Origin of the sequence: Variovorax sp. 3319, assembly GCF_031456585.1 — a bacterium.
GTDB lineage: Bacteria > Pseudomonadota > Gammaproteobacteria > Burkholderiales > Burkholderiaceae_C > Variovorax > Variovorax paradoxus_P.
Map to the genome: position 1 here is coordinate 733,831 of NZ_JAVDUZ010000001.1, position 25,927 is coordinate 759,757.

The window sequence follows — 25,927 nt, forward strand, 5'->3', positions numbered from 1 at the left end:
GCCTAGGATAGTGCAGGGGGCCGGCGTCCAAGATGCCATTCGCTGAACCAGCCATCACCTTCAACGGAGACAGCCAAATGCAGGTAGCTTTCACGGTCAACGGCCGACCAGCCACGGTCGACGCTCCCCCCAATACTTTTCTGGTGCACGCGATCCGCGAGCATCTCCATCTGACCGGCACCCATGTCGGCTGCGACACCGCCCAATGCGGCGCATGCACCGTGCACCTGAACGGCCGGGCGGTGAAGTCGTGCAACATCCTGGTGGGGCAAGTGGCCGGCGCAGAGATCACCACCATCGAGGGCGTGGCCCAGCCGGACGGCACCATGCATCCGATGCAGGCCGCCTTCAAGGAGTGCCACGGATTGCAGTGCGGCTTTTGCACCCCCGGCATGGTCATGAGCGCCATCGACCTGTGCACGCACCACCCAAGGTCGAGCGAATCGGAAATCCGCGAGCTGCTCGACGGCAACCTGTGCCGCTGCACCGGCTACCAGAACATCGTCAAGGCCGTGCAGATGGGTGGCGAGGCCATGGCCTCGGGTACCCCGGTCAAGACAACGGCCACGGCCGCGGCCTGAACGGAGCGGCATCATGGGTGCTTCCGACTTCTCGAACCTCCCCCACATCGGCGAGGCGCTGCGGCGCAAGGAAGACTACCGCTTCCTGACCGGCGCGGGCAACTACACCGACGACATCACGCTGGCCAACCAGAGCCATGCGGTCTTCGTGCGCTCGCCGCACGCCCACGCCGTCGTCAAGTCTGTCGACACCGCCGAGGCGCTCAAGATGCCCGGCGTGGTCGGCATCTTCACCGGCAAGGACATCGAAGGAAAAATGGGCGGCCTTCCCTGCGGCTGGCTCATCAACAACCCCGACGGCACCCCCATGAAGGAGCCGATGCACCCGATCCTCGCGATCAACAAGGTGCGCTACGTGGGCGACCACGTGGCCATGGTGGTGGCCGAAACGGTCGAGCAGGCCAAGAACGCGGCGGAGGCCGTGGTGGTCGACTACGACGTGCTGCCCGCGCTGGTGAGCGTGGCCGACGCGGCCAAGACGGCGAGCGGCGTCACGCTGCACGACGAGGCGCCCGACAACCGTTGCTACAAGTGGGCGCTGGGCGACAAGGCCGCGGTGGATGCGGTGTTTGCCAATGCCGCGCACGTGACCAAGCTCGACCTGGTCAACAACCGGCTGGTGCCCAACCCGATCGAGCCGCGCGTGGCCATCGGCAGCTACAGCCGCGGCACCGACGACTACACGCTGTATGTGTCCAACCAGAACCCGCACGTCGAGCGCTTGCTGATGACGGCCTTTGTGCTGGGCCTGCCCGAGCACAAGGTGCGCGTGATTGCACCCGACGTGGGCGGCGGCTTCGGCTCCAAGATCTTCTTGTATGCCGAAGACGTATGCCTGACCTGGGCCGCCAAGCAGCTCAACCGCAACATCAAGTGGACGGCCGAGCGCTCTGAATGCTTCTTGTCCGATGCGCATGGCCGCGACCATGTGAGCCACGCCGAAATGGCGATGGACAAGGACGGCAAGTTTCTGGCGATGCGCGTGCACACCGATGCCAACCTGGGCGCCTACCTGTCGACGTTCTCGACCGCGGTGCCCACCATCCTCTACGCCACGCTGCTCGCGGGCCAGTACACCACGCCGCAGATCTATGTCGAGGTCGATGCGTGGTTTACCAACACCGCGCCGGTCGATGCCTACCGCGGCGCCGGGCGGCCCGAAGCCACCTACCTGCTGGAGCGGCTGGTGTCCCGCTGCGCCTGGGAAATGAACCTGGGCCAGGACGAGATCCGCAAGCGCAACTTCATCACTACCTTTCCGTACCAGACGCCGGTGGCGCTGCAGTACGACACGGGCGACTTCCACGCGTGCATGGACAAGGCCAAGGTGCTGGCCGAAGTCGAAGGCTATGCGCAGCGCAAATCGGCCAGCGAAGCCCAGGGCAAGCTGCGCGGCATCGGCTACTCGAGTTATATCGAGGCCTGCGGCATTGCGCCCTCGAACATTGCGGGTGCGCTCGGCGCGCGGGCCGGCTTGTTCGAATGCGGCGAGATCCGCGTGCACCCGACCGGCAGCGTGACGGTGTTCACCGGCTCGCACAGCCACGGCCAGGGCCACGAAACCACCTTTGCGCAGGTGGTTGCGGCGCGGCTGGGCATTCCGGTCGACAACGTCGACGTGGTCCACGGCGACACGGGCCGCGTACCTTTCGGCATGGGCACCTATGGTTCGCGGTCGATATCGGTCGGCGGCGCGGCCATCATGAAGGCCCTCGACAAGATCGAGACCAAGGCCAAGAAGATTGCCGCCCACCTCATGGAGGCAAGCGACGCCGACATCGAGTTTGCGAACGGCGAATTCACGGTCAAGGGCACCGACAAGAAGATTCCGTTCGGCCAGGTGGCGCTCACGGCCTACGTGCCGCACAACTACCCGCTCGACAAGCTCGAGCCCGGCCTGAACGAAACCGCCTTCTACGACCCGACCAACTTCACCTTTCCCGGCGGCACCTACATCTGCGAGGTCGAGGTCGACAAGCAGACCGGCGAGGTTCGCGTCGACCGCTTCACCGCGGTGGACGACTTCGGCACCATCATCAACCCGATGATCGTCGAAGGCCAGGTGCACGGCGGGCTGGTGCAGGGCATTGGGCAGGCGCTGCTCGAAAACTGCGTGTACGACAACGAAACCGGCCAACTGCTCACCGGCAGCTTCATGGACTACGCCATGCCCAGGGCCGGCGACTTTCCGCAGTTCAAGCTGGACACCGTGTGCACGCCCTGCACGCACAACCCGCTCGGCACCAAGGGTTGCGGCGAGGCGGGCGCCATCGGCTCGCCGCCGGCAGTGATCAACGCGGTGCTCGATGCGCTGGCGCCGCTCGGCGTGAAAGACTTCGACATGCCTGCCTCGGCCAGCCGCGTCTGGGAGGCAATGCAAAAGGGCAGCGGAAGCGCGGCGGCAGACACGCAGCCGCAGGAGCCTGCCCTTTCCGCAAGCACCCAAGGCCGCCCGGCTCCCTGAACTTCAAAGAAGGAATCACACCATGTACGCCTTCACACTCGAACGGCCCTCCACCGTGGCCGATGCGGCCAAGCTGGTTACCGCCGGCGGCAAACCACTGGCCGGCGGCCAGACGCTGCTCGCCTCCATGAAGCTCAGGCTTTCGGCGCCCGAGCGGCTGGTGGACCTTGGCGGCGTCAAGGAACTCACCGGCATCAAGAAAGACGGCGACGCGATCACCATCGGCGCCATGTCGCGCCACCTGGACGTGGCCAACAATCCCGACGTGAAAGCCGCGTTCCCTGCATTGGCCGACCTGGCCTCGCGCATTGGCGACCGGCAGGTGCGCGCGATGGGCACCATCGGCGGATCGGTGGCCAACAACGATCCGGCGGCTTGCTACCCCAGTGCGGTGCTCGGCTCGGGTGCAACGGTCGTCACCTCGAAGCGCGAGATCGCGGCGGACGACTTCTTTCTCGGACTTTTCACCACGGCGCTGGAAGAAGACGAGCTGATCACCTCGATCCGGTTCCCTATTCCCAAGCGCGCCGTGTACGAAAAGCTGCGCCAGAAGGCGTCGCACTTTCCGCTGGTCGGCGTGTTCCTGGCGCAGTACGACAGCGGCGTGCGGGTTGCCATTACCGGTGCGGGCAACGGCGTGTTCCGCCACGCGGGGCTCGAAGATGCGCTCAACAAGAGCTTCACGGCGGCCGCCGCGGCTGCCGTGAAGATCGACGCCAGCGACCTCAACGGCGACCTGCATGCTTCTGCCGCGTATCGCGCCAACCTGATCGGCGTGCTCACGCAGCGCGCCGTGACCAAGGCGCTGGGCTGAAGCGGCCGGGCGAGAGAGAACCGGAAGGCGCGACGGCATCTCGCGTCTTCCGCTACGCTTTGCCATGATCTTCCCGACCATCGATTCTCTTTCGGACGGCTTGATGCAGGCCGGCTACTTTGCCGACCGCCGCCTGGCGACGGCCGTGTTTCTTGCGCTCAAGCTGCAGCGCCCGCTGCTGCTCGAAGGCGAGCCCGGCGTCGGCAAGACCGAGCTTGCCAAGGCGCTGTCGAACGCGCTTGGCCGTGAGCTGCTGCGCCTGCAGTGCTACGACGGGCTGGAGCAGCGCGAAGCGCTGTATGAATGGAACTACGCCGCGCAGCTGCTGCACATGCGCGCGGCGGAGGCGACCGGTGCGGCACGCGACGTAGAAGCCGAGGTCTACCAGCCGCATTACCTGATTCGCCGCCCGCTGCTGCAAGCGCTGCAAACACCGGCGCCCGGCGCGGTGCTGCTGATCGACGAGGTGGACCGCGCCGACGAACCCTTCGAGGCCTTCCTGCTCGAGTACCTTGGCGAATACCAGGTCAGCATTCCCGAGTTGGGCACGGTGCGCGCGGTGGTGCCGCCGGTCACCATTCTTACGAGCAACCGCACGCGCGAGCTCAACGATGCGGTCAAGCGGCGCTGCCTTTATCACTGGCTCGACTACCCGGAGCGCGAACGCGAACTGGCCATTGTGCGGGCCCAAGTGCCGGAGGCCGGCGAAAAGCTTTCGGCGCAGGTGGCCGCTTTCGTCGCCCGGCTGCGCGATGCGCCCTTCGTCAACGCGTTCCAGCGTGCGCCCGGTATTGCCGAAAGCGTCGAATGGGCGAGAGCGCTGATTGCGCTCGACACAGTCGAGCTCGACCCTGAAGTGGTGGTCGACACCGCGGGCATCCTCTTCAAGCAACGCGACGACGTGGCGGCACTCACCCGCGAGCTGGCGTCCGATTTGCTGAAACCCGAAGAGCCGGTCGCGCCTTGAGCGCGGCTTGCCGTGGCCGCCTGCAATGACTGGCATCCAGCAACTCGGCGACGTACGCGGCGGCAAGCTGGCCGGCAACATCACCGCATTTGGCCGCGCGTTGCGCCGCGCCGGCGTACGCACCGATGCGATGCGAATCTCCCTCGCCGCCGAAGCGGCCACGCTGGTGGGCGTTGAAAGCCGGCTCGACCTGAGCGCCGCCATGGAAGCCGTGATGGTGAGCCGCGAGCAAGACCGCATGGTATTTCGCGAACTGTTCGATGCGTGGTTTCGCGATCCCGAACTGGCCAACAAGCTGCTCGCGCAAATGCTGCCGAGCGCCGAGGGCAAGGCCGAGCCCTCGAAGCGCCGGCCGCGCGTGCGCGAAGCGCTCACGGCGCCGCGCGATCCGCGAACGCCGGCAGTGGCCGCCAAGCCCGACAAGGAGATCGAGTTCGATGCGGCCATGACATCGAGCGACCGCCAGCGGCTGCAGCATGCGGACTTCAACGCGCTGGGTGCTTCGGAATACCGGCTGGTCGAACGCCTTGCGCGCGATATCTCGTTGCCTGTTCCTTTGCTGCCGTCGCGCCGACTGCGCCCAGCCAACGATTCGGGCTCGCAGCATGCACGTATGCACTGGCCCGGCGTGCTGCACGAGGCGGCGCGCACAGGCGGCGAAATACTTCGCCTGCCCAAACTCAGCCGCCGCGAAGAGCCGTTGCCGCTCCTGGTGCTGGTCGATGTGTCCGGCTCGATGGAACGCTATGCGCGCCTGCTGCTTGCGTTTTTGCATGCGGCAACCCGGCGGGCCGGACGGAGGGACGTGTTCGCATTCGGCACCGGGCTGACCGACCTGACACCCGCCTTCCGGCTGGCCGACACGGACGCCATGCTTGGCGCCGCGAGCCTTGCCATCGACGATTTTGCGGGCGGCACGCGGCTGGGCGGTTCGCTGGCCGAACTGCGCCGCGGGCATGCGCGCCGGCTCACGGGGCGCCGTACGCTGGTGCTTGTTATCAGCGACGGGCTCGACACCGGAGAGCCCGCGCTGCTCGAAAGCGAACTGCTTTGGCTCAAGCGCCATTCCCGCCGGCTGCTGTGGCTCAACCCGCTGCTGCGCTTTGAGGGCTACGCCCCTTTGGCGCGTGGGGCCAGCGTGCTGCACCGGCATGCAGACGCGATGCTGGCAGTTCACAATCTCAGTGCTCTTGAACAGTTGGCCGCCAGCCTTGCGGCCTTGATGCGATCCGGCCGCTAGCGCCTTACAGCAAACAAAAAAGGAATCCAACATGGAAATGCTCGGCAACCGCCGCCTCGGCATCACGCAGCAACAGGCATGGGAAGCGCTGAACGACCCCGAGACGCTCAAGAAGTGCATTCCCGGCTGCGACAAGTTCGAGCTCACGGGCGACAACCAGTACAGCGTGGCGCTGGCGGTCAAGATCGGCCCTGTGTCTGCCAAGTTCAACGGCAAGGTCATGCTGTCAGACATCGTTGCGCCCGACGGCTACAAGCTCACCTTCGAAGGGCAGGGCGGCGTTGCAGGTTTTGCCAAGGGATCGTCCAGCGTGACGCTCAGGCCGATCGATGGCGCCGCCGCGGAACCGGCGCCCGCCGGTTGCGAACTCGACTACACCGTGCAGGCGCAGGTCGGCGGCAAGATCGCCCAGCTTGGGCAGCGCCTGATCGACGGGGCCGCCAAGTCGACGGCGGACGACTTTTTCAAGCGCTTCGAGGCCGAGATGCGGAGCCGCTACGGACCGCCGCCAGCCGCCGCCGTTGAAGGGGCCGAAGCGCCAGCGGAAAAGACCGGAGTCATGTCCGGTCTCATGAAGAAAATGGGCCTTGGCAAGAAGGACGACAAGGACGCGTCCGCCGCGCCGGGTAACGAAAGCTGAGGACTGGCGAGGCTATGGAAAATCTGGACGTCATGGTGCTGCGCACGCTGCGCGACTGGCGCCGGGCCGGCAAGCGTGCACTGCTGACCACGGTGGTGCGCACCTGGGGCTCGTCGCCGCGGCCGGTCGGCTCGATCATGGCGCTGGCGGACGACGGCGCGGTAGTGGGCTCGGTTTCGGGCGGCTGTATCGAGGACGACCTGATCGCCCGCTACAGCCACGCCCATGCGAACAACGGCCAGGGAGAAGAGGTGCCGCCGGGCGCGCCGCCCAGGCTTGTGAAGTACGGCATTACGGCGGACGAGGCGCATCGCTTCGGCCTGCCCTGCGGCGGCACGCTGGAGTTGCTGCTCGAGTACGACCCCGACGCCGCGCTGCTCGATGCGCTGGTGACCGAGCTCGAGCAAGGCAAGCTGATGCAGCGCACGGTCATGCTCGCAACCGGCGCGGTGCGGCTGAACGAAGCCAAGGCGCCGGACGAACTCAAGGTGAACGACACCGAGCTCACCAACACCTTCGGGCCCGAGTACCGCATGCTGCTGATCGGCGCGGGTCAGTTGGCCGAATACCTGGCAACGATGGCCAAGTTCAGCGGCTTTGCAGTGACGCTGTGCGACCCGCGCGCGGAGTACCGCACCGCATGGTCCTTGCCCGGCGTAGAAATTACCACCGAGATGCCCGACGATGCCGTGCTGGCCTTCAGGCCCGACCGGCGCAGTTGCGTGGTTGCGCTTACGCACGACCCGAAGCTCGACGACCTGGCGTTGCTCGAAGCCCTGCAGAGCGAGGCCTTCTACGTAGGCGCCATCGGCTCGCGCCGCAATGCCGAAGCGCGGCGCGACCGGATGATCGAGCACTTCGACCAGACGGGCGAGTCGCTCGCGCGGCTGCGCGGCCCCATCGGCATCTACATCGGCAGCAAGACGCCGCCGGAAATCGCGGTGAGTGTGATGGCGGAAATTCTCGCGGTGAAAAACGGCGTGACGCTGCCGCGCGAAATGGAAGTGGCGCGTGCCAAGGGCCTGCAGCAGCTTGCGATGAGCTGAGGCGCGGGGCGCTTTCTTCCTCTGTCCAGTTCAGTTCAGTTCAGAGGGGCCGACTTTGCCGCGGGCGGCACGTCGCCGCCCTTTTGCCGCTCGCGAAAGAGCGCCGCGCGCATCAGGAAGATGGTGGTGATGGGCGCCGTGAGCGCAATGAACAGAACGATCAGCACGGCGTGCAGGAACAGGTTGTAGCCCTGCACCGAAAAATACACGATGGTGGCAATGGTCATGCACCACACACCTGCCGTGGCGCCGAGCGTCGGCGCATGGATACGGCGGAAAAAGGTGGGCAGGCGCACGAGGCCGAAGGAACCGATGGCTGCAAACGCGGCGCCGAGTACCGCAAAAACGGCAGTCACGATTTCTGCCCACAGCGGCAGTGGTCCGATGATGAAGTCGTTCATGGCTGTTGCCCCCACGCTCGGCACTTCGTGTCCTCGCTGCCCCCCAAGGGGGCGTTCGCTTGCTTGGGGCGGCCCGGCGCGGCGCTCATTCGATGACCTCCCCGCGCAAGAGAAACTTGGCCATGGCCGTCGAGCCGACAAAACCGAACAGCGCCGTGAGCATGGCGGCTTCGAAGTACACATTGCTCGCATACACGATGCCGAGCACCAGCATCATCAGCATGCCGTTGATGTAGAGGCAGTCCAGCGCCATCACGCGGTCTTGCGCGGTGGGCCCGACCAATAGCCGGGCCACGGCGCAAAGCATGGCCACGGCCAGCAGCAGGAGTGCCAGCCTCAAGGCCCAGAAGAGTACAGGCGTCATGATTCGAAGATCTCCATCAAGGGGTGTTCGTAGCGCTGCTTGATCATGGCGACGAAGGCGGCTTCGTCGTCGACATCGAACACGTGGATCAGCAGCACGCTGCTGTCGAACGAGATTTCGCCCCAGGCGGTGCCGGGCGTGAGGCACATGATCATGGCCAGCACCGCAAGCCCGTTCGGGTCGCGCATTTCGAGCGGCACGTTCACGAACTTCGATTCGATGCGCGAGGTACGGCGCGTGAGCAGCCGGCGCGCCACGGACAGCGCGGATTGCAGCATGTCGGCCAAAGCCCGGCCAGTGAGCCGCAAGGCAACCCAGGGCTTGCGCATTCGCACGGCAGCGGGGCGAAGGCCCTTGGTCAGCAGCGGCACTGCAACGGCCAGCACCGCGGCCGATGCCAGCGTGGCAGCGTCCAGCGACTGGTTGAGCAAGAGCCAGACGACGAACAGCGCAATCGAAAGCGGCGGCGAAGGAATCCAGCGCTTCATCATGGTGCCGTCGCCTTCTTCGGGGCTACCGGGTTGGGCACTTGCTGGGCATTGAATACGGCACTGCGGTATGCCGTGGGCGTGCGCAGCCCCTCTGCGGTGATGAGGGCATGGCGCATCACCGGGCCGGCCCACACGGTCAACGCCACGCAGGCTGCAAGCAGGCCAGCCACGGGCAGCACTTCGAGTGCGGGCAGCGCAGGCATGGTGGGATGCGGCTGCGTCCAGAAATGGCGAATGCCGGTGCGGCTCAGCGCAATCAGCGCCAGGAAGCCCGACGCGATCAACAGCGCCAGGAAGATCCATGCGGGCGTCGAGGTGCCGCTGGTCACGAAGGTGCCGGACAGCATCGCAAACTTGCCCACAAAGCCGGAGAACGGCGGCAGGCCCGCAAGCAGCAAGGTGCAGGCGATGAAGCTCAGGCCGAGAAACGCAACGCCGGCGGGAATGGCACGGCCATAGAGCGCCTGTGCCTCGTCGTCGAGGTTCACGTCGTCGAGCACGCGCAGGTCTTCGGCAAGGAAGGGCGCATTGCCTGCGGCTTCATGCGGCGCAACGCTCATGCCGGCGTTGCGCCAGCGCTCGATCATGTCGATCAACAGGAAGAAGGCGCTGACTGCCAGCGTCGAACTCAGCAGGTAGTACAGGGCACCGGCCCACACGGCGGGCTCGCCAAGGCCTATGGCGGCAAGCAGCGTGCCGGCCGACACCAGCACGCTGAAGCCCGCAAGGTTGGAGAGTCGCTGCGTTCCGACGATGCCCATGGCCCCCGCGAACAGCGTGGCAAGGCCGATGGCGATGAGCGCCGACTGGCCGAACGCGGCAGACGCGCCGGAATCCGGCGCAAAGAGCAGGGTCCACAGGCGCAGCAGCGTGTAGATGCCGAGCTTGGTCAGCAGCGCGAAGACGGCACCCACCGGCGACACCGCCGCGCTATAGGCTGGCACCAGCCAGAAGTTGAGGGGCCATGCGCCGGCCTTGGCGAAAAATGCGGTCGCGAGTATGGCTGCGGCCGCATGCACCAGGCCGCGGTCGGCGGGCGCGAGTTCGGCAATGCGCACGCTCAGGTCGGCCATGTTGAGCGTACCGGTCACGCCGTAGAGCAAGGCCGCACCGATGAGGAACAAAGACGAGGCGGCCAGGTTGATGGCAATGTAGTGCAGCCCTGCCTGCACGCGCAGCCGGCCGGAGCCGTGCAGCAGCAGGCCGTAGGAAGCGGCGAGCATCACCTCGAAAAAGACGAACAGGTTGAACAGGTCGCCGGTGAGAAAGGCGCCGTTCAGGCCCATGAGCTGCAACTGCAGCAGCGGATGAAAATGCACGCCTGCGCGGTCCCAGCGCGACGTCGAATAGATCGAGGCCGCGAACGCGACAACCCCGGTAAGCGCCACCATCATGGTCGACAGGCGGTCTGCCACCAGCACGATGCCGAAGGGCGCCCGCCAATTGCCCGGCAGGTAGACGCCGATGGACCCGGGGCCATCACCGGTGTCGGGCGCATTCACCCAGCGAAGCAGCGCCAGTGCCGCCAGCAGGCCTACCAGCCCCGAGACCACGCTCAAGGCCGACTTGGCGCGGCGCCGGTTTTCGCCCAGCAGCAGCATCAGTGCCGCGGTGAGCAAAGGCACGAGGATTGGCACGGCCACCAGGTGCGGCATGCTGAAGTCGAGCAGGCGGTCGAGCAACTGAACCGGTTCCATCACTCAGCCGCCTCCTGCCGCTCTTCGCCGTCCACATGGTCGGTGCCGGCGAGGCCGCGCGAGGCCAGCAGCACCACGAGGAACAGCGCGGTCATCGCAAAGCCGATCACGATGGCCGTCAACACCAGCGCCTGCGGCATCGGGTCGGCCGTGTTGGCCAGCGTGGACTCAATGCCCTTGATGAGCACGGGTTCGCTGTCGAGCTTGAGCCGTCCCATGCTGAAGATGAAGAGGTTGACCGCGTACGAGATGAGCGTGAGGCCCATGATCACCTGGAAGGTGCGCGGGCGCAGCAGCAGGTACACGCCCGAGCCGGTGAGCACGCCTATGGCGAGTGCGAGCACGATTTCCATCAGTGCACCCCTTCCACGGCCTCGGACTGGGCCTTTGCTTCTTTTTCGGCCTGCTCGTCGGCCCAGCGGTGGCTGCGTATCGACTGGTGGGCCAGCGCGGTAAGAATGAGCATGGTGGCGCCGAGCACCAGCGCGAACACGCCGATGTCGAAGAAGAGGGCACTCGGCACATGCAGCTCGCCCAGCACCGGAAGATGCAGGTGGGCCGTGTGGGTGGTCATGAACGGATAGCCCAGCGCCACGGCGCCGCTGCCGGTAACCAGCGCCAGCAGCAGGCCGACGGCAATCCAGCGGCGCGGATAGATGCGCAGGTGCTCTTCGACCCATTCGGTGCCCGAGACGATGAACTGCAGCAGCAGCGCCACCGACATCACCAGCCCCGCGACGAAGCCGCCGCCGGGAGAGTTGTGGCCGCGCATGAAGAAATAGACCGCGACCAGCACAGCGAGCGGAAGCAGCAGCCGCACGAGCACGGCTGGCACCATGAGGTAGCCCACGGCGGTGTCCTTGGCGAGGCGCGGATTCAGCAGGTCGCTGCTCCCGTCGTCGGTCTGTGCGCGTTGCTGCACCGGCAGCGCCATCGATTCGCGCGCCGGGCGAAAGCGGCGCAGCAGCGCATACACGGTGAGCGCAACCACGCCGAGTACCGTGATTTCGCCGAAGGTGTCGAAAGCGCGAAAGTCGACCAGCATCACGTTGACCACGTTGGTGCCGCCGCCTTCGGTGAGCGAGTGCTCCAGGAAGAACGGCGAGATGCTCTGCGGAAACGCGCGCGTCATCATCACCCAGGCGAGTGCCGACATGCCGCTGCCCGCGGCGGCGGCCACCAGCAGGTCGCGTCCGCGCCGCCCCCATGGACGCAGCCGGGCGCGTGCAGGCTGTATCGCGTCCTTGCTGCGCATCGGCAGCCAGCGCAGGCCCAGCAGAATGAGCACCGTGGTGACGGCTTCGACCACGAGTTGCGTCAACGCCAGATCGGGTGCGGAGAACCAGATGTAGGTCACCGAGCACACCAGGCCTGCGCCCGATGCCAGCATCAACGCCGCAAGCCTGTGGAACTTGGCCTGCCATGCCGCCGCCAGCGCGCAAACGCCGCCGATGATCCAGGTCATTGCGAACATCGTCGAAAAGGGCAGTAGCTCGCGGCTGCCGCGCGCAACGGGCGCAGCCCAGAGCGAGACCGCGGCCCCGGCAGCGGCCACTGCAATCAGCAGCAGCAATTGCGACTGCAGCCGGCGTGTGCCGAGCACGCGTCGGCTGCGCCGGCCGGCTTCGCTGAGCTGCGCGAGCAGGTGCTCGAAGATGACCTGCCCATCGAAGCGGTGCAGCAGCGGCGTGTGCGCCAGGTCGCCGAGTGCGCGGCGGCGGCGCTGCGAAAGGTAGAGCGCCATGCCGCCGGCCAGTGCCACGAAGCTCATGGCCAGAGGCAAATTGAAGCCGTGCCACACGGCCAGGCTGTATTGGGGCAGCACGCCGCCGACCACCGGGGTTGCGGCAGCGGCCAGCAGCGGGCCAATGGACCAGGCGGGTGCAACGCCGACCACCAGGCACACCAGCACCAGCAGTTCGACGGGCACGCGCATCCAGTGCGGCGGCTCGTGCGGCTGCCGGGGCACGTCGGCACCGCAGGGTGGCCCGAAGAACACGTCGAACACAAAGCGCGCCGAATAGGCCACGCTGAAGATGCCGGCCACGGTGGCAATGATCGGAAGGCTCACGTTGATCCAGGCCGTTGCCTGGATGAACACCGTCTCGGCGAAGAACATCTCCTTGGAGAGAAAGCCGTTGAGCAGCGGCACGCCGGCCATCGAGGCGCTTGCGATGACTGCCAGCGTACCGGTGATGGGCATCAGCCGCATCAGCCCGCTCAGCTTGCGGATGTCTCGCGTGCCGCTCTCGTGGTCGATGATGCCCGCCGCCATGAAGAGCGAGGCCTTGAAGGTCGCATGGTTCATGACGTGGAACACCGCCGCCACGGCCGCCAGCGGGCTGTTGAGGCCGAGCAGCAGCGTGATGAGCCCGAGGTGCGAGATGGTCGAGTACGCCAGCAGTGCCTTCAGGTCGCGCTGGAACATGGCAACGAAGCCACCGAGCAGCAGCGTAATGGCGCCTGCGCCGCCCACCAGCCAGAACCACAGCTCTGTACCCGACAGCGCCGGCCAAAGCCGCGCCATCAGGAACACGCCGAGCTTCACCATGGTGGCCGAATGCAGGTAGGCCGAAACCGGGGTGGGCGCTGCCATGGCGCGCGGCAGCCAGAAGTGAAACGGGAACTGGGCGCTCTTGGTAAAGGCGCCGAGCAGTATCAGCACAAGCGCGGTGGGGTAGAGCGCGTGCGCGCGAATCTCGTTGCCTGAAGCAAGCACCACGTCGAGCTCGTAGCTGCCCGCAATGCGGCCCAGCACCAGCACGCCGGCAAGCAGGCAGAGGCCGCCGGCACCGGTGACGGTAAGCGCCATGCGTGCGCCGCGCCGCGCATCACGCCGGTGATGCCAATAGCCGATCAGCAGGAACGAGAACAGGCTGGTGAGTTCCCAGAACAGCACCAGCTGGATCAGGTTGCCGGAGAGCACCACGCCCATCATCGCGCCCATGAACGCGAGAAAGAACGAGAAGAAGCGCGGCACCGGGTCGGACGCCGACATGTAGTAGCGCGCATAGAGCACCACCAGCGCGCCGATGCCGAGCACCAGCATGCAGAACAGCCAGGCAAAGCCGTCCATGCGAAACACGAGGTTGAGGCCGAGCTCAGGCAGCCATACGATTTGCTGGCGCAGCACGTTGCCGTGTGCAATTTGTGGAAAGAACCACGCTGCCTGCACTGCGCAGCCCAGCGCGACGAGTCCTGCGAGCGTCGACTCCCGGTTGCGCGCGTTCGACGGCATCAACGCGGCGAGCACGCTGGCAATGAAGGGGAGTGCGACGAGAAAGACCAGGGGCATTGCGATCGATTCTATCGACCGGCCCCCTGGAGAGTCCTTCTAGAAACCCGGGATCTCCGCGCGTCTTAAGCGCGGCGGGGCGTCAGGCGGCCAGGGCCTGAACGCTGCGTATGCCAAGCCACGTGAAGAACAGCGAGCCGCCCAGATGCGCCGTTGCCGTGAGCAGGGCCACGCCCAGCCGGCCTTCGAGGAGCATGGTCACCACTTCGGCAGAAAAGCTCGAGAAGGTGGTAAGCCCGCCGAGGAAGCCGGTCACCAAGGCAAGCCGCCAGACGGGGTCGAGATCGGGCAGCAACTGGAACGAGGCAATGGCCACGCCGATGAAGTAGCCCCCGATCAGGTTGGCGGCCAAGGTGCCCCACGGCATGAGTCCCCCGGCCCCGAACCAGAGCGCGAGACCCCAGCGCGCCAGTGCGCCGGCAGAGGCGCCGATGCAGATGGCGAGAATCGGAAGCAGCATCGCTCTATTGTCGGAGACGCTCGTCCCTGTTCATGGCGCCATTTGCTGGGGCAGCCAGGTGACCAGTTGCGGCACGAAGTAGATGATGAGCACGGCCGCCACCATCAGCATGAACATCGGCAGCGTGACACGGGCGATGTAGAGCAGGTCTCTTCCGGTCATGCCCTGCAGCACGAAGAGGTTGAAGCCCACCGGCGGCGTGATCTGCGCCATCTCGACCACCAGCACGACGAAGATGCCGAACCAGATCGGGTCGATGCCGGCCGATGTGACGGTCGGCATGATGACGCCCATGGTGAGCACCACCATGGAGATGCCGTCGAGGAAGCAGCCCAGCACGACATAGAAAACTGCGAGCATCACGATCAGCTGGAACTTCGACAGCCCGAGCGAACCGATCCACTCGGCCAGGTGCCGCGGCAGGCCGATGTAGCCCATCGCAAGCGTAAGAAAGGCCGCCCCCGCGAGGATCAGCGCCATCATGCAGTAGAGCCGCGTGGCACCGAGCAGCGCTTCCTTGAAGCTGTGCCAACTCAGCGAGCCCTGCGCGGCCGAGATGATCATGGCGCCCACGACGCCCACCGCCGCCGCTTCGGTGGCTGTGGCAATGCCCGCATAGATGGAGCCGAGCACCGACAGGATCAGCAGCGTGACCGGAATTAACGAGAGCGATGCACGCAGTTTCTCGGCGAAGGGCAGCTTGGCGTCGGCCGGCGGAATGCGGTCGGGATGGCGCAGGGACCAGAAAACGATGTACCCCGAGAACAGCAGCGCAAGCAGGATGCCGGGGATCACGCCCGCGATGAACAGGCGCGCGATGGACACATCGGCGCTCACGCCGTACACGATCATGATGATCGAGGGCGGGATCAACAGGCCCAAAGTGCCGGCTCCGGCGAGCGTGCCGATGACCATGTCGTCGGGGTAGCCGCGGCGCTTGAGTTCGGGCAGGCTCATCTTGCCGATGGTGGCGCAGGTGGCGGCGCTCGAGCCCGACACAGCCGCGAACACCGCACAGCCCACCACGTTGGTGTGCAGCAGCCGGCCCGGCAGGCTTTGCATCCACGGCGCAAGACCCTTGAACATGTCCTGCGAGAGCCGCGTGCGGAACAGGATCTCGCCCATCCATATGAACAGCGGCAGCGCGGTGAGCGTCCAGCTCGAGGCAGAGCCCCAGATGGTCACGGCCATGGCGTCGCCCGCCGGGCGGGAAGAGAAAACCTGCATGGCGATCCACGCCACGCCGGAGAGCGTGAGGCCGATCCACACGCCGCTGCCCAGGATCAGGAAGAGAGCGGCAATCAGCAGGCCTGCAACGGCAATGTCACTCATGGCGCAGCGCCTCCGTTCCGACCGGCCTGGCGGGTCTTCCGCGCCACTCGATCACGAATTCGTCGAAAGCCGCAATCGCGAACACCAGCGCACCGACCGCCATCGAGAGCTGCGGGAGCCACAGGGGGGTGGCGTCGTTGCCGGTGGAAATATCGTGGAAGTCGTATGACTGGTAAACCAGCCGTGCGCTGTACCAGGCGAACAGCAGCGCGAGCAGGGCGCCCGCGCCCGTGGCCCAGCGTTCGAGCCAGCGCTGTGCGGCCGGCGGCAGGTGCTGCAGCACCAGGGTGACGCGAATATGTTCGCCGCGCTTGAGCGTGTGCGCGAGCGCAAGAAAACCGGCGCCGGCCATCAGGTAGCCCGCGTAGGCATCGATGCCCGGAATGTTGAAGTGAAGCTGCCGGCCGATGATGGAGAGCAGCACCATCACCAGCAGGCCGATCATGAAAAGCGCCGCCAGGGCGGCGGCGCTGTTATATAGAAAATCGAGTGTCTTTCGCATCGCAAACTGTTCGGCGTTGCGTCACATCTTCTTGTATGCGTCGACCACCGTCTGCCCATCGGGGCCGGCCTTTTCGAGCCACTCCTTGAGCATGGTGTCGCCGACCTTCTTCATGTCGGACTTGAGCGCGGCGGAAGGCACATGGACCGTCATGCCGTTCTTCTTGAGCAGGTCGAGGTACTCGGTGTTCTTCTTCTTCGAAATGTCCCAGCCGCGCTTCTCTGCATCGGCGGCTGCCTTCAAGACGGCGTCCTGGGTGGGCTTGTCGAGGGCGTCGAAGGCCTTCTTGTTCATGAGCAGCGCATTCTTGGGCAGCCAGGCCTGCGTGTCGTAGAAGTTCTTGATGTATTCGTAGGTCTTGGTGTCATAGCCGGTGGAGCCGGACGACATGTAAGACTCGATCACACCGGTGGCCATGGCTTGCGACAGTTCGGCCTGCTGCACCGTGACCGGTTGTGCGCCGACGAGTTCGCCGATGCGCGCGGTGGCGGGGCTGTAAGCGCGCCACTTCACACCCTTGAGGTCGGCGGCCGAGGCGATTTCCTTTTTAACGAAGATGCCCTGCGGCGGCCAGGCCACTGCGTAGAGCAGCACGATGCCTTGTTCGGCGAGCTTCTTCTCGAGCACGGGCTTTTGCGCCTGATAGAGCTTCCAGGCGGCGTCGTAGCTGTCCGCAAGAAACGGGATGCCGTCGGCACCGAACATCTGCCATTCGTTCTGGTAGTTGACCAGCAGGATCTCGCCGAGTTGCGCTTGGCCCCCTTGGACCGCACGCTTGATCTCGGGCGCCTTGAACAGCGAGGCGTTGGCGTGCACCGTGATCTTGAGCTTGCCGCCGCTGGCCTTGTCGACGTCGCTGGCGAACTGCACGTTGTTTTCGGTGTGGAAGTTGCTCGCCGGGTAGGCGGTGGGCAGATCCCACTTGGTTTGCGCAAAGGCTGCGGCGCCAAGAGTGAGACCAGCGAGGGCAATACCGAACTTGTGATTCATGAGCGCTCCGGAACGTATGAAAGTGAAAACGAAAGCGAGCATACGTGCAAATTCCGGGCCATACGCTGAGGCATTTCCCTGCCACGCAGCCGCGGGATCGCCGCGTCATGGCCATGTGAGGCGGCGCTTCGTCTTTTGCGGCGCGCGCAAAAAAGCCGCCTTGTCGGCGGCCTTGTTCATCGCATTGCCTGGGGAACCGCGAGCGGGCCCCAGAACGCGGTCAGGGCTTGGCGGCGGGCTTCGTGTCGGCAGCGGTTGCCTTCACGGGCTTGACTGGCTTGTCGGCCTTGGCCGCAGCCGGCGCGCTGGTCTGGCCGGCGAAAGCCTGGCCGTTTACCGTGAGGCCTTCGCCCGACAGCTTGGCGGCCTTCTTTTCTTTCACGCCCTTGATGCGCTGCATGAAGTCGGGCCAGTCCTTGAACTCGCCTTCCTTGCGGGCGTCGAGGATGCGCTTGGACATTGCGGGCCCCACGCCCTTGATGCCGTCTAGATCAGCCGCAGTGCCCTTGTTGACATCGACAGCGGCGAAAGAGGCAACCGCAACCAGCATGGCCATGGCGGCCAGGATTTTCTTGAACATGATCGAACTCCCTGATTTGTTGATTTGACTGTTTGCCGACAGAGATGTCGGCTCGCGTTCAACGAGTACAGGGAAGAGGGCGTTGACGGCTTTGCGCGCCGCAGGGCCCCTGGTGACCATTGTTCCGAAATATGTTCGGAACGTTGCTCAGAGTTCTTCGACGCGGCGGGGCGGATAGCTGTCCCAGGCCTGGCAACCGGGGCAATGCCAGAAGTACTGGTGCGCCTCGAAGCCGCATGCGGCGCAGCGATAGCGCATGAGCGGACGGGTGGCCTGGTCGAGCGCGCGTTGTACCTGCGGATGGAACTGCTCGTGCTCGAACCGTTCGCCGGCAAGCCAGCGCGATGCGGCAACCAGCGAGGGCTGTTGGGCGAGGTGTGCGATGTAGCCGTCGCGCGGGGCGAGCGCCTGGCCATCGGCGGCCGGAACGGCCGCGGTTGGTGAACCGCCGAGCGCCATCAGCGCCTCGAGCACGTCGATGGACGGCGAATCGGCATAGCGCCGCTGCAGTAGCGCGAGCGCTTCGCCCTCGCGGTGCGCGGCAACTGCGGCCTGCTGCAGTGCGGCGGCATACAGCGGCAGCGCAAGCGGTGCGGTGTCGCTCAATGCAAGAAGGGTGTCGAATGCCGTGGTCGCCTCGCCGTTGCGCAACTGCAGCATCGCGGAATCGATGGCCGGCCGCGGTGCCTGCGGAGCCAGCGCCACGGCCTCGGACAACAGCCTGCCGGCAGCGGCCGGGTCGCCGGCCGCCACCTGTTCGGCGGCTTGCTCGCACAGGTGGTGTGCCCGGCGCGTGCTGTAGCTCGCCTGATCGGACTCATCGAGTTTCTGCGCCACGTCGGCGGCCTGGGTCCATTCGCGCGAGCGTTCGTAGATGGCCAGCAGCGCGAGCCGCGCCTCGTTCTCGTAACGCGTGCCCTCGAGTTTTTGCAGCGCTGCCTCGGCGCGGTCGAGCAGGCCGGCGCGCAGGAAGTCTTGTGCGAGTGCGTGCTGCGCGCGCTCCCGGTCGGCGCGGCTCAAGTCGCCGCGGCCCAGCAGGTGCTCATGCACACGCACCGCGCGCTGGTATTCGCCGCGCCGGCGAAACAGGTTGCCGAGCGCAAAGTGCAGCTCTTGCGTGTCGGGGTCGTTCTGCACGGCCTCGATGAAGGCGTCGATGGCCTGGTCCTGCTGCTCGTTGAGCAGGAAGTTGAGGCCGCGGAAATAAGCCTTGGGGGCTTGCCTGTTCTCTAGCTTGAGTTGCCGGATGTCGAAGCGCGATGCGAGCCAGCCCAGCACAAATGCGACGGGCAAGCTGATCAGCAGCCAGCTGGGATCAAAGTCCATGTTGACGTACGGCGGGAAGGTCGGTGGCGGAAATGGAGGGAGCGGCCGCGGGAGTGGTTGCTACGGCGGATCCGGCCGTAGCCTGCAGGGGTGTGGCGGGTTGCTGGGCCGCTGCGGCGGCGCGGTGCTTCCACCATCCGGGCAGCATGCCAAGCGCACCTACCACCAGTCCACCGGCAAAAGCCGCGAGCACGACAAGCACCAACGGCGCGCGCCAATAGGTGCCAAAGAAAAAATAGACGGTCGCGTCGTGCTGATTGTTCAGCGCGAAGGCGAAAAGCGTAAAAAAAATGGCTGCCTTGAGCAGCCACAGGAGGTATTTCATAGCCATTCCCGTTGCCGGGAGCATTCTACGTTTGCATCATCCATGCAGGTCAGGCCTTGCTGCTGCTGGCTTGCTGGCTGCCGCCGAGCTCGGCGGTCTTTGCGTCGACCGCTTCGCGCAGCGCCTTGCCCGGCTTGAAATGCGGCACCCGTTTTTCGGGGATCTGAACGCTCTCGCCCGAACGCGGGTTGCGGCCGATGCGCGGTGGACGCCGGCTGACCGAAAAACTGCCAAAGCCGCGAATCTCGATGCGATGCCCGCGCACCAGCGCGTCGCTCATCGCGTCGAGGATGGTCTTGACGGCGTATTCGGCATCGCGGTGCGTCAGCTGCGCAAAGCGCGCTGCGAGTTCTTCGACGAGGTCAGAGCGGGTCATAGGCCAAACAAAAACGTGGACGAAAAAAAAGACAGAGCGGCCCCAGGGCCTGCTCTGTCTTCTGGCTCAGCTTACTTGCTGTCGTTGTTGTCGAGCTTGGCGCGCAGCAGTGCGCCCAGGCTCGTCGTGCCCGCGTTTTCGCGTGCCGACTGCTGGCTGAGGTTGGCCATGGCGCCTTGTTCGTCGACCATGTCCTTCTGCTTGATCGACAGCTGGATGTTGCGGGTCTTGCGATCCACGTTCAGCACGATGGCAGTGACTTCGTCGCCTTCCTTCAGCACGTTGCGGGCATCTTCGACGCGGTCGCGCGAGATTTCCGAAGCACGCAGGTAGCCGAGGATGTCTTCGCCGAGGTCGATTTCAGCGCCGCGGGCGTCAACGGTCTTGACCTTGCCGGTCACGATCTGGCCCTTGTCGTTCACCGTGGTGAAGGTGGTGAACGGATCGCTGTCGAGCTGCTTGATGCCCAGGCTGATGCGCTCGCGGTCGACGTCGACTGCCAGCACGATGGCTTCGACTTCCTGGCCCTTCTTGTAGTTGCGAACGGCGGTTTCGCCGGCTTCGTTCCACGAGAGGTCCGAGAGGTGAACCAGGCCGTCGATGCCTGCAGCCAGACCCACGAACACGCCGAAGTCGGTGATCGACTTGATCGGGCCCTTGACGCGGTCGCCGCGCTTGGTGTTTTGCGCGAACTCTTGCCACGGGTTGGCCTTGCACTGCTTCATGCCCAGGCTGATGCGGCGCTTGTCTTCGTCGATCTCGAGGACCATGACTTCGACTTCGTCGCCCAGCGAGACGATCTTGTTCGGAGCGATGTTCTTGTTGGTCCAGTCCATTTCGGAGACGTGCACCAGGCCTTCGATGCCGGGTTCGAGTTCGACGAACGCGCCGTAGTCGGCAATGTTCGTGACCTTGCCGAACAGGCGGGTCGATTGCGGGTAGCGGCGCGAAACCCCCATCCACGGGTCGTCGCCCATTTGCTTGAGACCCAGCGAGACACGGTTCTTTTCGGTGTCGAACTTGAGGATCTTGGCGGTGATTTCCTGGCCGGCCTGAACGACTTCGCTCGGGTGGCGAACACGGCGCCATGCCATGTCGGTGATGTGCAGCAGGCCGTCGATGCCGCCGAGGTCGACGAACGCGCCGTATTCGGTGATGTTCTTGACGACACCGCGCACGACTGCGCCTTCCTTCAGGGTTTCCATCAGCTTGGCGCGTTCTTCGCCCATGCTGGCTTCAACCACGGCACGGCGCGACAGCACGACGTTGTTGCGCTTGCGGTCGAGCTTGATGACCTTGAATTCGAGGGTCTTGTTCTCGTAGGGGGTCAGGTCCTTGATGGGACGCGTGTCGATCAGCGAGCCGGGCAGGAATGCGCGGATGCCGTTGACGAGCACCGTGAGGCCGCCCTTGACCTTGCCGCTGGTGGTACCGGTGACGAAGTCGCCCGATTCCAGGGCCTTCTCCAGGGCGAGCCACGAAGCCAGACGCTTGGCGGTGTCGCGCGAGAGGATGGTGTCGCCGTAGCCGTTTTCAACGCTGCCGATGGCAACGGAAACGAAATCGCCGGCCTGGACTTCGAGTTCGCCCTTGTCGTTCTTGAACTCCTCGATCGGCACGTACGCTTCGGACTTGAGGCCGGCGTTGACGACGACGTGGTTGTGTTCGACGCGCACGACTTCGGCCGTGATGACCTCGCCGGTGCGCATTTCGGAACGCTTCAGGGACTCTTCGAATAGGTCGGCAAAAGATTCAGACATTTATGGTTCCTTCCGTCAGGCAGGGTTGGCAGGCGCTCATGCGAAATTGCGTGCGGCTGCTGTGAGTCTGGAGACGGCGGTTTTTTGGGCGTGAGCCCGGTTGGTTGAACAACCAGCAGGCCGGTGCGCTGTCGCGCGGAAGGAACCTGCTGGAGCGGTATGCGCCTCTGGATATTCCGTCGGGCGCCGGCTTTTCAAGCGGACTTGAAAGGCCGTACTTCAAACCGGTCAAGCGGACTTGAACGGTTGTTTTTCTTGCCACCAGTTCAACACCTGGTCGATCGATTGCTCGATGGATAGCTGGGAGTTGTCGAGGTGGCGAGCATCTTGCGCCGGCTTGAGTGGTGCAACGCTGCGGGACGAGTCCCTGGCATCGCGTGCTTCCAAGTCGGAGCGAAGACTGTCGAGTGTAGTTGAAATACCCTTTGAAATCAACTGCTTATGCCGGCGTTCGGCCCTCTGGGCGGCGCTGGCCGTCAGGAAGACCTTGAGTTCTGCATCGGGGAAGATCACGGTGCCCATGTCGCGGCCGTCGGCCACCAGGCCCGGGAGCTGCCGGAAGCGCTGCTGCAGGGCCAAAAGGGCCTCGCGCACGGCGGGAAGAGCCGAAACGCGGGAGGCATCCATGCCTGCGGCTTCGGTGCGGATCTCGTCGCTTACGTCTTCGCCAGCCAGCAAAACCTTGCCTTCGGCAAACTGCAGGGGCAGGGTGCGTGCCATTTCGGCAATCTGCGCTTCGTGCTGCGAATCAGCGCTGAGCCCGGCGCGCCGCATGGCCAGGCCGGTGACGCGATAGAGCGAGCCCGAATCCAGATAGTGGTAGCCCAGCAGGCGCGCCACCTCGGCTGCGAGCGTGCCCTTGCCCGAGGCGGTGGGGCCATCGATGCAGATCACGGGTATTCCGGCCGCCTCGGCGACCGAGAACAAGGTTTCGAAGTAGTCCGGAAAGGTCTTGGCGACGCAATGCGGCTCGAGAATGCGCACCGGCACCCGGGCCGGATTGAAGGCTGCGAGCGAGAAGCACATTGCCACGCGATGGTCGTCGTAGGTGCGGATGGCGGCAGCCTGCCAATCGGCCGGCGCGAGGGGATGTACCCGGATGAAATCGGGGCCGGACTCGACCGTGGCGCCGAGCTTTTTCAACTCGTTGGCCATGGCGTCGATCCGGTCGGTTTCCTTGACCCGCCAACTGGCAATGTTGCGCAAGGTGCTCGGGCCGTCGGCATAAAGCGCCATCACGGCCAGCGTCATTGCGGCATCGGGAATGTGGTTGGCGTCCAGGTCGATGGCCTTGAGCGGCCACGCGCCGCGGCGCACTTCGAGCCAGTTCGGACCGCTGTCGACTTGGGCGCCCATTTGCCGGGCCGCATCGATGAAGCGGATATCCCCTTGGATCGAATCAGCGCCGACACCTTCGATGCGGATGCCATCCTGGCCCGACGTGCCGGTTGCAATGGCTCCGAGTGCTATGAAATAGCTAGCAGAAGAGGCGTCGGCTTCAACGTGGATGTCGCCCGGCGAGCTGTAGCTGCTGCCGGCCGGAATGATGAACCGCTCCCAGCCGTCGCGCCGGACCGCGATGCCAAAGCGCGCGAGCAGGTTCAGCGTGATCTCGATGTATGGTTTGGAAATCAGTTCCCCGACCACTTCGATGACGATGTCCTTGCGTGCGGCGAGCGGCAAGGCGAGCAGCAGCGCCGTGAGGAACTGGCTCGACACGTCGCCGCGCACGCGAATAGGCGAATCGAGCACCAGCGCACCGTGATCGACCGGGCTGATGCGTAGAGGCGGGTAGCCGGGATTGCCAAGGTAATCGATGCGGCAGCCGAGCTGGGTCAGTGCGTCGACCAGATCGCCGATCGGCCGCTCATGCATGCGCGGGACGCCGCTCAGTTCGAAATCGCCGCCGAGCAGCGAGAGTGCCGCGGTAAGCGGGCGCATTGCGGTGCCGGCGTTGCCAAGGAAAAGCGCAAGCAGCTGGCCCTTGGATTTGAGATGACCGCCAATGCCGGTGATGCGCAGCGTGTTGCCCACGGCGTCGATGCCGCAGCCGAGGGCGCGCAATGCATCGAGCATTACGCGGGTGTCGTCCGAGTCGAGCAGGTCGTGGATGGTGGTGGTGCCGCTTGCAAGGGCGGCCAGCAACAGCACGCGGTTCGAGATGCTCTTGGAGCCCGGCAACTGCACAGTGCCCGAGGCGCCCACCAACGGAGGAATATCCAGGAATGCCGTCGAGAACATGTCAGGAGTCCTGTGAGGCGTCGGTGTTGGGCTGCCAGGCGGCGCGCGCCTTCTGGGCGGCGGCAATCGATTGTTCCAGCGCCTGGGCATCGGTCGCAACCATCAGCGCCTCGAGATCCAGCAAGGCCTTGCGGAAGGCCTGCGATTGCAGCAGCACTTGTTCGCGGTTGGCGAGCAGCACGTCGCGCCACATGACCGGATCGCTGGCCGCAATGCGCGAGAAATCGCGAAAGCCGGGTCCGGCCAGGCTCAGGAAGCGGTCGCCTTGCGGCTGGGCGATGAGCGCGTTGACGTAAGCAAAGGCCAGCAGGTGGGGCAGATGACTTACGGCCGCGAAGGCGCTGTCGTGCTCTTCGTGGGTCATGGTGACCACGTTGGCGCCAATGCCGCCCCAGAGCTGCGAAGCACGCTGCACGTTGGAACGCAGCGTGGCCTTGACGGGAGTCAGCACGACCTTGCGGCCCGTGTAGAGCGAAGCCTCGGCGTGTTCGATGCCGGACACTTCCTTGCCGGCAATTGGGTGGGCCGGCACGAAGTTGGCAAACTGGCTTTGAAGGCCGTTGCGCGCGGCCTCGATCACGTCGCCCTTCGTGGAGCCCACGTCCATGACCAGTGTGTCGCTCGAAATGCCGTGGCGAATGGCCCTGAATGTTGCTTCCGAGGCCGCCACCGGCACCGCCAGAAGAACAAGGTCTGCACCCGAAACCGCGAGCAGCGCGGAGGGCGCCACCACGTCGATCACGCCGAGCTGGCGAGCGCGTTCGGTGGTGGAGGGCGACTTGCTGTAGCCGACTACGCGTTTCACCAGCTTTGCGCGCTTGAGCGCGAGTGCAAAGGAGCCGCCCATGAGGCCGCAGCCGATCAATCCCAATTGCTCGAACATGATGCGTGTCCGGCTCAGGCTTTGACGGGGTAGGCGCCGAGCACCTTGTAGAACGCGCAAAGGCCGCGCAGTTCGGCCAGCGCTGCAGCCACGTTGGGCTGCGAAGGATGGCCGTCCAGGTCGATGTAGAAGTAGTACTCCCACTGGCCGGTGCGCGCGGGGCGCGACTCGAAGCGGGTCATGGACACGTTGTTGAGCTTCAGCGGCACCAGCAAATCGTGCACGGCGCCGGGGCGGTTGGGCACGGAGACGATCAGGCTTGTGCAATCGCGCCCGGACGCCGGCGGCATCGCCAGGGTCTGCGGCAGGCAGATCACGGAAAAACGGGTGCGGTTGTACGAGTCGTCCTGGATGGCGTGCGCAACAATGTGCAGGCCGAAGCGGGTAGCGGCGCGTTCGCCGGCCAGCGCGGCCCAGGCCGGGTTGGTGGCTGCGAGCCGTGCGCCTTCGGCATTGCTCGAAACGGCGCGCCGTTCGGCATTGGGCAGGTGCTTCGAAAGCCAGGTCTGGCACTGCGCAAGCGCTTGCGGATGCGCAAGCACCGCCTCCACGCCGTCGAGCGTGTTGCTGCTGCGCAGAAGATGGTGCCGCACCAGCAAGCTGACCTCGCCGACCACATGGGTGGGCGAATGCAGGAAGAGGTCGAGCGATCGCGTGACCACGCCTTCGGTCGAATTTTCGACGCCCACCACGCCGTATTGGGCGCTGCCCGCTGCCGTGGCGTGAAACACCTCGTCGAAGCTGGCGCAGTAGATGAGATCGGCGGCGCCCCCGAAGTACTCGATGGCGGCTTGTTCGCAGAAGGTGCCCTCGGGGCCCAGCACCGCAACGCGCTGCGGCGATTCGAGCGCGAGGCAGGCCGACATGATCTCGCGCCATATGGCGGCCACGTGCAGGTCCTTGAGCGGGCCTGCATTGCTCTTTTGCATCTTCTCGATGACTTGCGCCACGCGATCGGGGCGGAAAAACGGCGTGCCCTCGCGCTTTTTGACCTCGCCGACCAGTTCCGCCACGTGGGCCCGCTCGTTGAGCAGGCTGAGCAGTTGCTGGTCGAGCGAGTCGATCTGCACGCGCAGGCCGGCAAGGCTTTCGGAGTTGTCGGGAGTAGAGGGCGGTGTAGGAGCGGAGGCGGTCATCGGTGCGAGCAGCTGG

Annotated in this window: 25 protein-coding genes; 7 read left to right on the forward strand and 18 right to left on the reverse strand. The window is 65.3% G+C overall.

Going from position 1 to position 25,927, the window contains the following annotated elements; translation table 11 throughout:
• The first annotated feature begins 77 nt into the window (after positions 1 to 77).
• From J2X67_RS03695 to J2X67_RS03725, 7 genes are all read left to right on the forward strand, one after another.
• A complete protein-coding gene (locus J2X67_RS03695) occupies positions 78 to 581 on the forward strand; it encodes a 2Fe-2S iron-sulfur cluster-binding protein (RefSeq protein WP_309950629.1) in 504 nt (167 codons plus the stop codon).
• A gap of 13 nt (positions 582 to 594) precedes the next feature.
• Entirely contained in the window at positions 595 to 3,045 is a 2,451-nt protein-coding gene (locus J2X67_RS03700; protein ID WP_309950631.1) for a xanthine dehydrogenase family protein molybdopterin-binding subunit, read from the forward strand.
• A 22-nt stretch (positions 3,046 to 3,067) separates the two neighbouring features.
• On the forward strand, positions 3,068 to 3,859 hold the full coding sequence (locus tag J2X67_RS03705; protein WP_309950634.1) for a xanthine dehydrogenase family protein subunit M: 792 nt from the start codon (positions 3,068 to 3,070) through the stop codon (positions 3,857 to 3,859).
• Between the two features lie 64 nt (positions 3,860 to 3,923).
• Complete coding sequence (locus J2X67_RS03710; protein ID WP_309950636.1) at positions 3,924 to 4,826, forward strand: MoxR family ATPase; 903 nt, start codon at positions 3,924 to 3,926, stop codon at positions 4,824 to 4,826.
• Positions 4,827 to 4,851: 25 nt separating this feature from the next.
• The gene (locus J2X67_RS03715) at positions 4,852 to 6,066 is read left to right on the forward strand and encodes a VWA domain-containing protein (protein ID WP_309950638.1); all 1,215 of its coding nucleotides are present in this window, start codon (positions 4,852 to 4,854) and stop codon (positions 6,064 to 6,066) included.
• 31 nt (positions 6,067 to 6,097) lie between these two features.
• On the forward strand, positions 6,098 to 6,706 hold the full coding sequence (locus J2X67_RS03720) for a carbon monoxide dehydrogenase subunit G (protein ID WP_309950640.1): 609 nt from the start codon (positions 6,098 to 6,100) through the stop codon (positions 6,704 to 6,706).
• A 14-nt stretch (positions 6,707 to 6,720) separates the two neighbouring features.
• Positions 6,721 to 7,752, forward strand: a complete 1,032-nt coding sequence (locus J2X67_RS03725; RefSeq protein ID WP_309950641.1) for an XdhC family protein — start codon at positions 6,721 to 6,723, stop codon at positions 7,750 to 7,752.
• Between the two features lie 35 nt (positions 7,753 to 7,787).
• Here J2X67_RS03725 and mnhG read toward each other — a convergent pair whose 3' ends face one another.
• The 18 genes from mnhG to pheA form a co-directional block, all read right to left on the reverse strand.
• Positions 7,788 to 8,153 carry a monovalent cation/H(+) antiporter subunit G gene (mnhG, locus tag J2X67_RS03730; RefSeq protein WP_309950643.1) on the reverse strand — a complete coding sequence of 122 codons (366 nt, stop codon included), beginning with the start codon at positions 8,151 to 8,153 and terminating at the stop codon, positions 7,788 to 7,790.
• Positions 8,154 to 8,238: 85 nt separating this feature from the next.
• The gene (locus J2X67_RS03735; RefSeq protein WP_281149791.1) at positions 8,239 to 8,517 is read right to left on the reverse strand and encodes a K+/H+ antiporter subunit F; all 279 of its coding nucleotides are present in this window, start codon (positions 8,515 to 8,517) and stop codon (positions 8,239 to 8,241) included.
• Positions 8,514 to 9,005, reverse strand: coding sequence for a Na+/H+ antiporter subunit E (locus J2X67_RS03740; protein WP_309950835.1), 492 nt, complete (start codon positions 9,003 to 9,005; stop codon positions 8,514 to 8,516). The genes J2X67_RS03735 and J2X67_RS03740 overlap by 4 nt, the downstream gene beginning before the upstream one ends.
• Positions 9,005 to 10,705, reverse strand: coding sequence for a monovalent cation/H+ antiporter subunit D (locus J2X67_RS03745; RefSeq protein ID WP_309950837.1), 1,701 nt, complete (start codon positions 10,703 to 10,705; stop codon positions 9,005 to 9,007). Before J2X67_RS03745 ends, J2X67_RS03740 begins: the two co-directional genes overlap by 1 nt.
• Positions 10,705 to 11,058 (reverse strand): Na+/H+ antiporter subunit C, encoded by a 354-nt coding sequence (locus J2X67_RS03750; protein ID WP_309950644.1) that lies wholly within the window; start codon positions 11,056 to 11,058, stop codon positions 10,705 to 10,707. Before J2X67_RS03750 ends, J2X67_RS03745 begins: the two co-directional genes overlap by 1 nt.
• Positions 11,058 to 14,000: a monovalent cation/H+ antiporter subunit A gene (locus tag J2X67_RS03755; RefSeq protein WP_309950645.1), complete on the reverse strand. Its 2,943-nt coding sequence runs from the start codon at positions 13,998 to 14,000 to the stop codon at positions 11,058 to 11,060. Before J2X67_RS03755 ends, J2X67_RS03750 begins: the two co-directional genes overlap by 1 nt.
• 82 nt (positions 14,001 to 14,082) lie before the next feature.
• Positions 14,083 to 14,460: a fluoride efflux transporter CrcB gene (crcB, locus tag J2X67_RS03760; RefSeq protein WP_309950646.1), complete on the reverse strand. Its 378-nt coding sequence runs from the start codon at positions 14,458 to 14,460 to the stop codon at positions 14,083 to 14,085.
• A gap of 30 nt (positions 14,461 to 14,490) precedes the next feature.
• Positions 14,491 to 15,792 (reverse strand): TRAP transporter large permease subunit, encoded by a 1,302-nt coding sequence (locus J2X67_RS03765; protein ID WP_309950648.1) that lies wholly within the window; start codon positions 15,790 to 15,792, stop codon positions 14,491 to 14,493.
• Complete coding sequence (locus J2X67_RS03770) at positions 15,785 to 16,294, reverse strand: TRAP transporter small permease (RefSeq protein WP_309950649.1); 510 nt, start codon at positions 16,292 to 16,294, stop codon at positions 15,785 to 15,787. Before J2X67_RS03770 ends, J2X67_RS03765 begins: the two co-directional genes overlap by 8 nt.
• Before the next feature lie 21 nt (positions 16,295 to 16,315).
• Positions 16,316 to 17,284: a TRAP transporter substrate-binding protein gene (locus J2X67_RS03775; protein WP_309950650.1), complete on the reverse strand. Its 969-nt coding sequence runs from the start codon at positions 17,282 to 17,284 to the stop codon at positions 16,316 to 16,318.
• A gap of 220 nt (positions 17,285 to 17,504) precedes the next feature.
• Positions 17,505 to 17,864 carry a helix-hairpin-helix domain-containing protein gene (locus J2X67_RS03780; protein WP_309950651.1) on the reverse strand — a complete coding sequence of 120 codons (360 nt, stop codon included), beginning with the start codon at positions 17,862 to 17,864 and terminating at the stop codon, positions 17,505 to 17,507.
• Positions 17,865 to 18,011: 147 nt separating this feature from the next.
• The gene (lapB, locus tag J2X67_RS03785) at positions 18,012 to 19,190 is read right to left on the reverse strand and encodes a lipopolysaccharide assembly protein LapB (RefSeq protein WP_309950653.1); all 1,179 of its coding nucleotides are present in this window, start codon (positions 19,188 to 19,190) and stop codon (positions 18,012 to 18,014) included.
• A complete protein-coding gene (locus J2X67_RS03790) occupies positions 19,180 to 19,515 on the reverse strand; it encodes a LapA family protein (RefSeq protein WP_309950654.1) in 336 nt (111 codons plus the stop codon). The genes lapB and J2X67_RS03790 overlap by 11 nt, the downstream gene beginning before the upstream one ends.
• A 49-nt stretch (positions 19,516 to 19,564) precedes the next feature.
• The gene (locus tag J2X67_RS03795) at positions 19,565 to 19,891 is read right to left on the reverse strand and encodes an integration host factor subunit beta (protein ID WP_309950656.1); all 327 of its coding nucleotides are present in this window, start codon (positions 19,889 to 19,891) and stop codon (positions 19,565 to 19,567) included.
• 71 nt (positions 19,892 to 19,962) lie between these two features.
• On the reverse strand, positions 19,963 to 21,651 hold the full coding sequence (gene rpsA / locus J2X67_RS03800; protein ID WP_281149803.1) for a 30S ribosomal protein S1: 1,689 nt from the start codon (positions 21,649 to 21,651) through the stop codon (positions 19,963 to 19,965).
• Between the two features lie 228 nt (positions 21,652 to 21,879).
• Positions 21,880 to 23,892, reverse strand: a complete 2,013-nt coding sequence (locus tag J2X67_RS03805) for a bifunctional 3-phosphoshikimate 1-carboxyvinyltransferase/cytidylate kinase (protein WP_309950659.1) — start codon at positions 23,890 to 23,892, stop codon at positions 21,880 to 21,882.
• 1 nt (position 23,893) lies between these two features.
• A complete protein-coding gene (locus J2X67_RS03810; protein ID WP_309950660.1) occupies positions 23,894 to 24,775 on the reverse strand; it encodes a prephenate dehydrogenase/arogenate dehydrogenase family protein in 882 nt (293 codons plus the stop codon).
• A gap of 14 nt (positions 24,776 to 24,789) precedes the next feature.
• Positions 24,790 to 25,911 (reverse strand): prephenate dehydratase, encoded by a 1,122-nt coding sequence (gene pheA, locus J2X67_RS03815; protein ID WP_309950663.1) that lies wholly within the window; start codon positions 25,909 to 25,911, stop codon positions 24,790 to 24,792.
• Between the last annotated feature and the right edge of the window lie 16 nt (positions 25,912 to 25,927).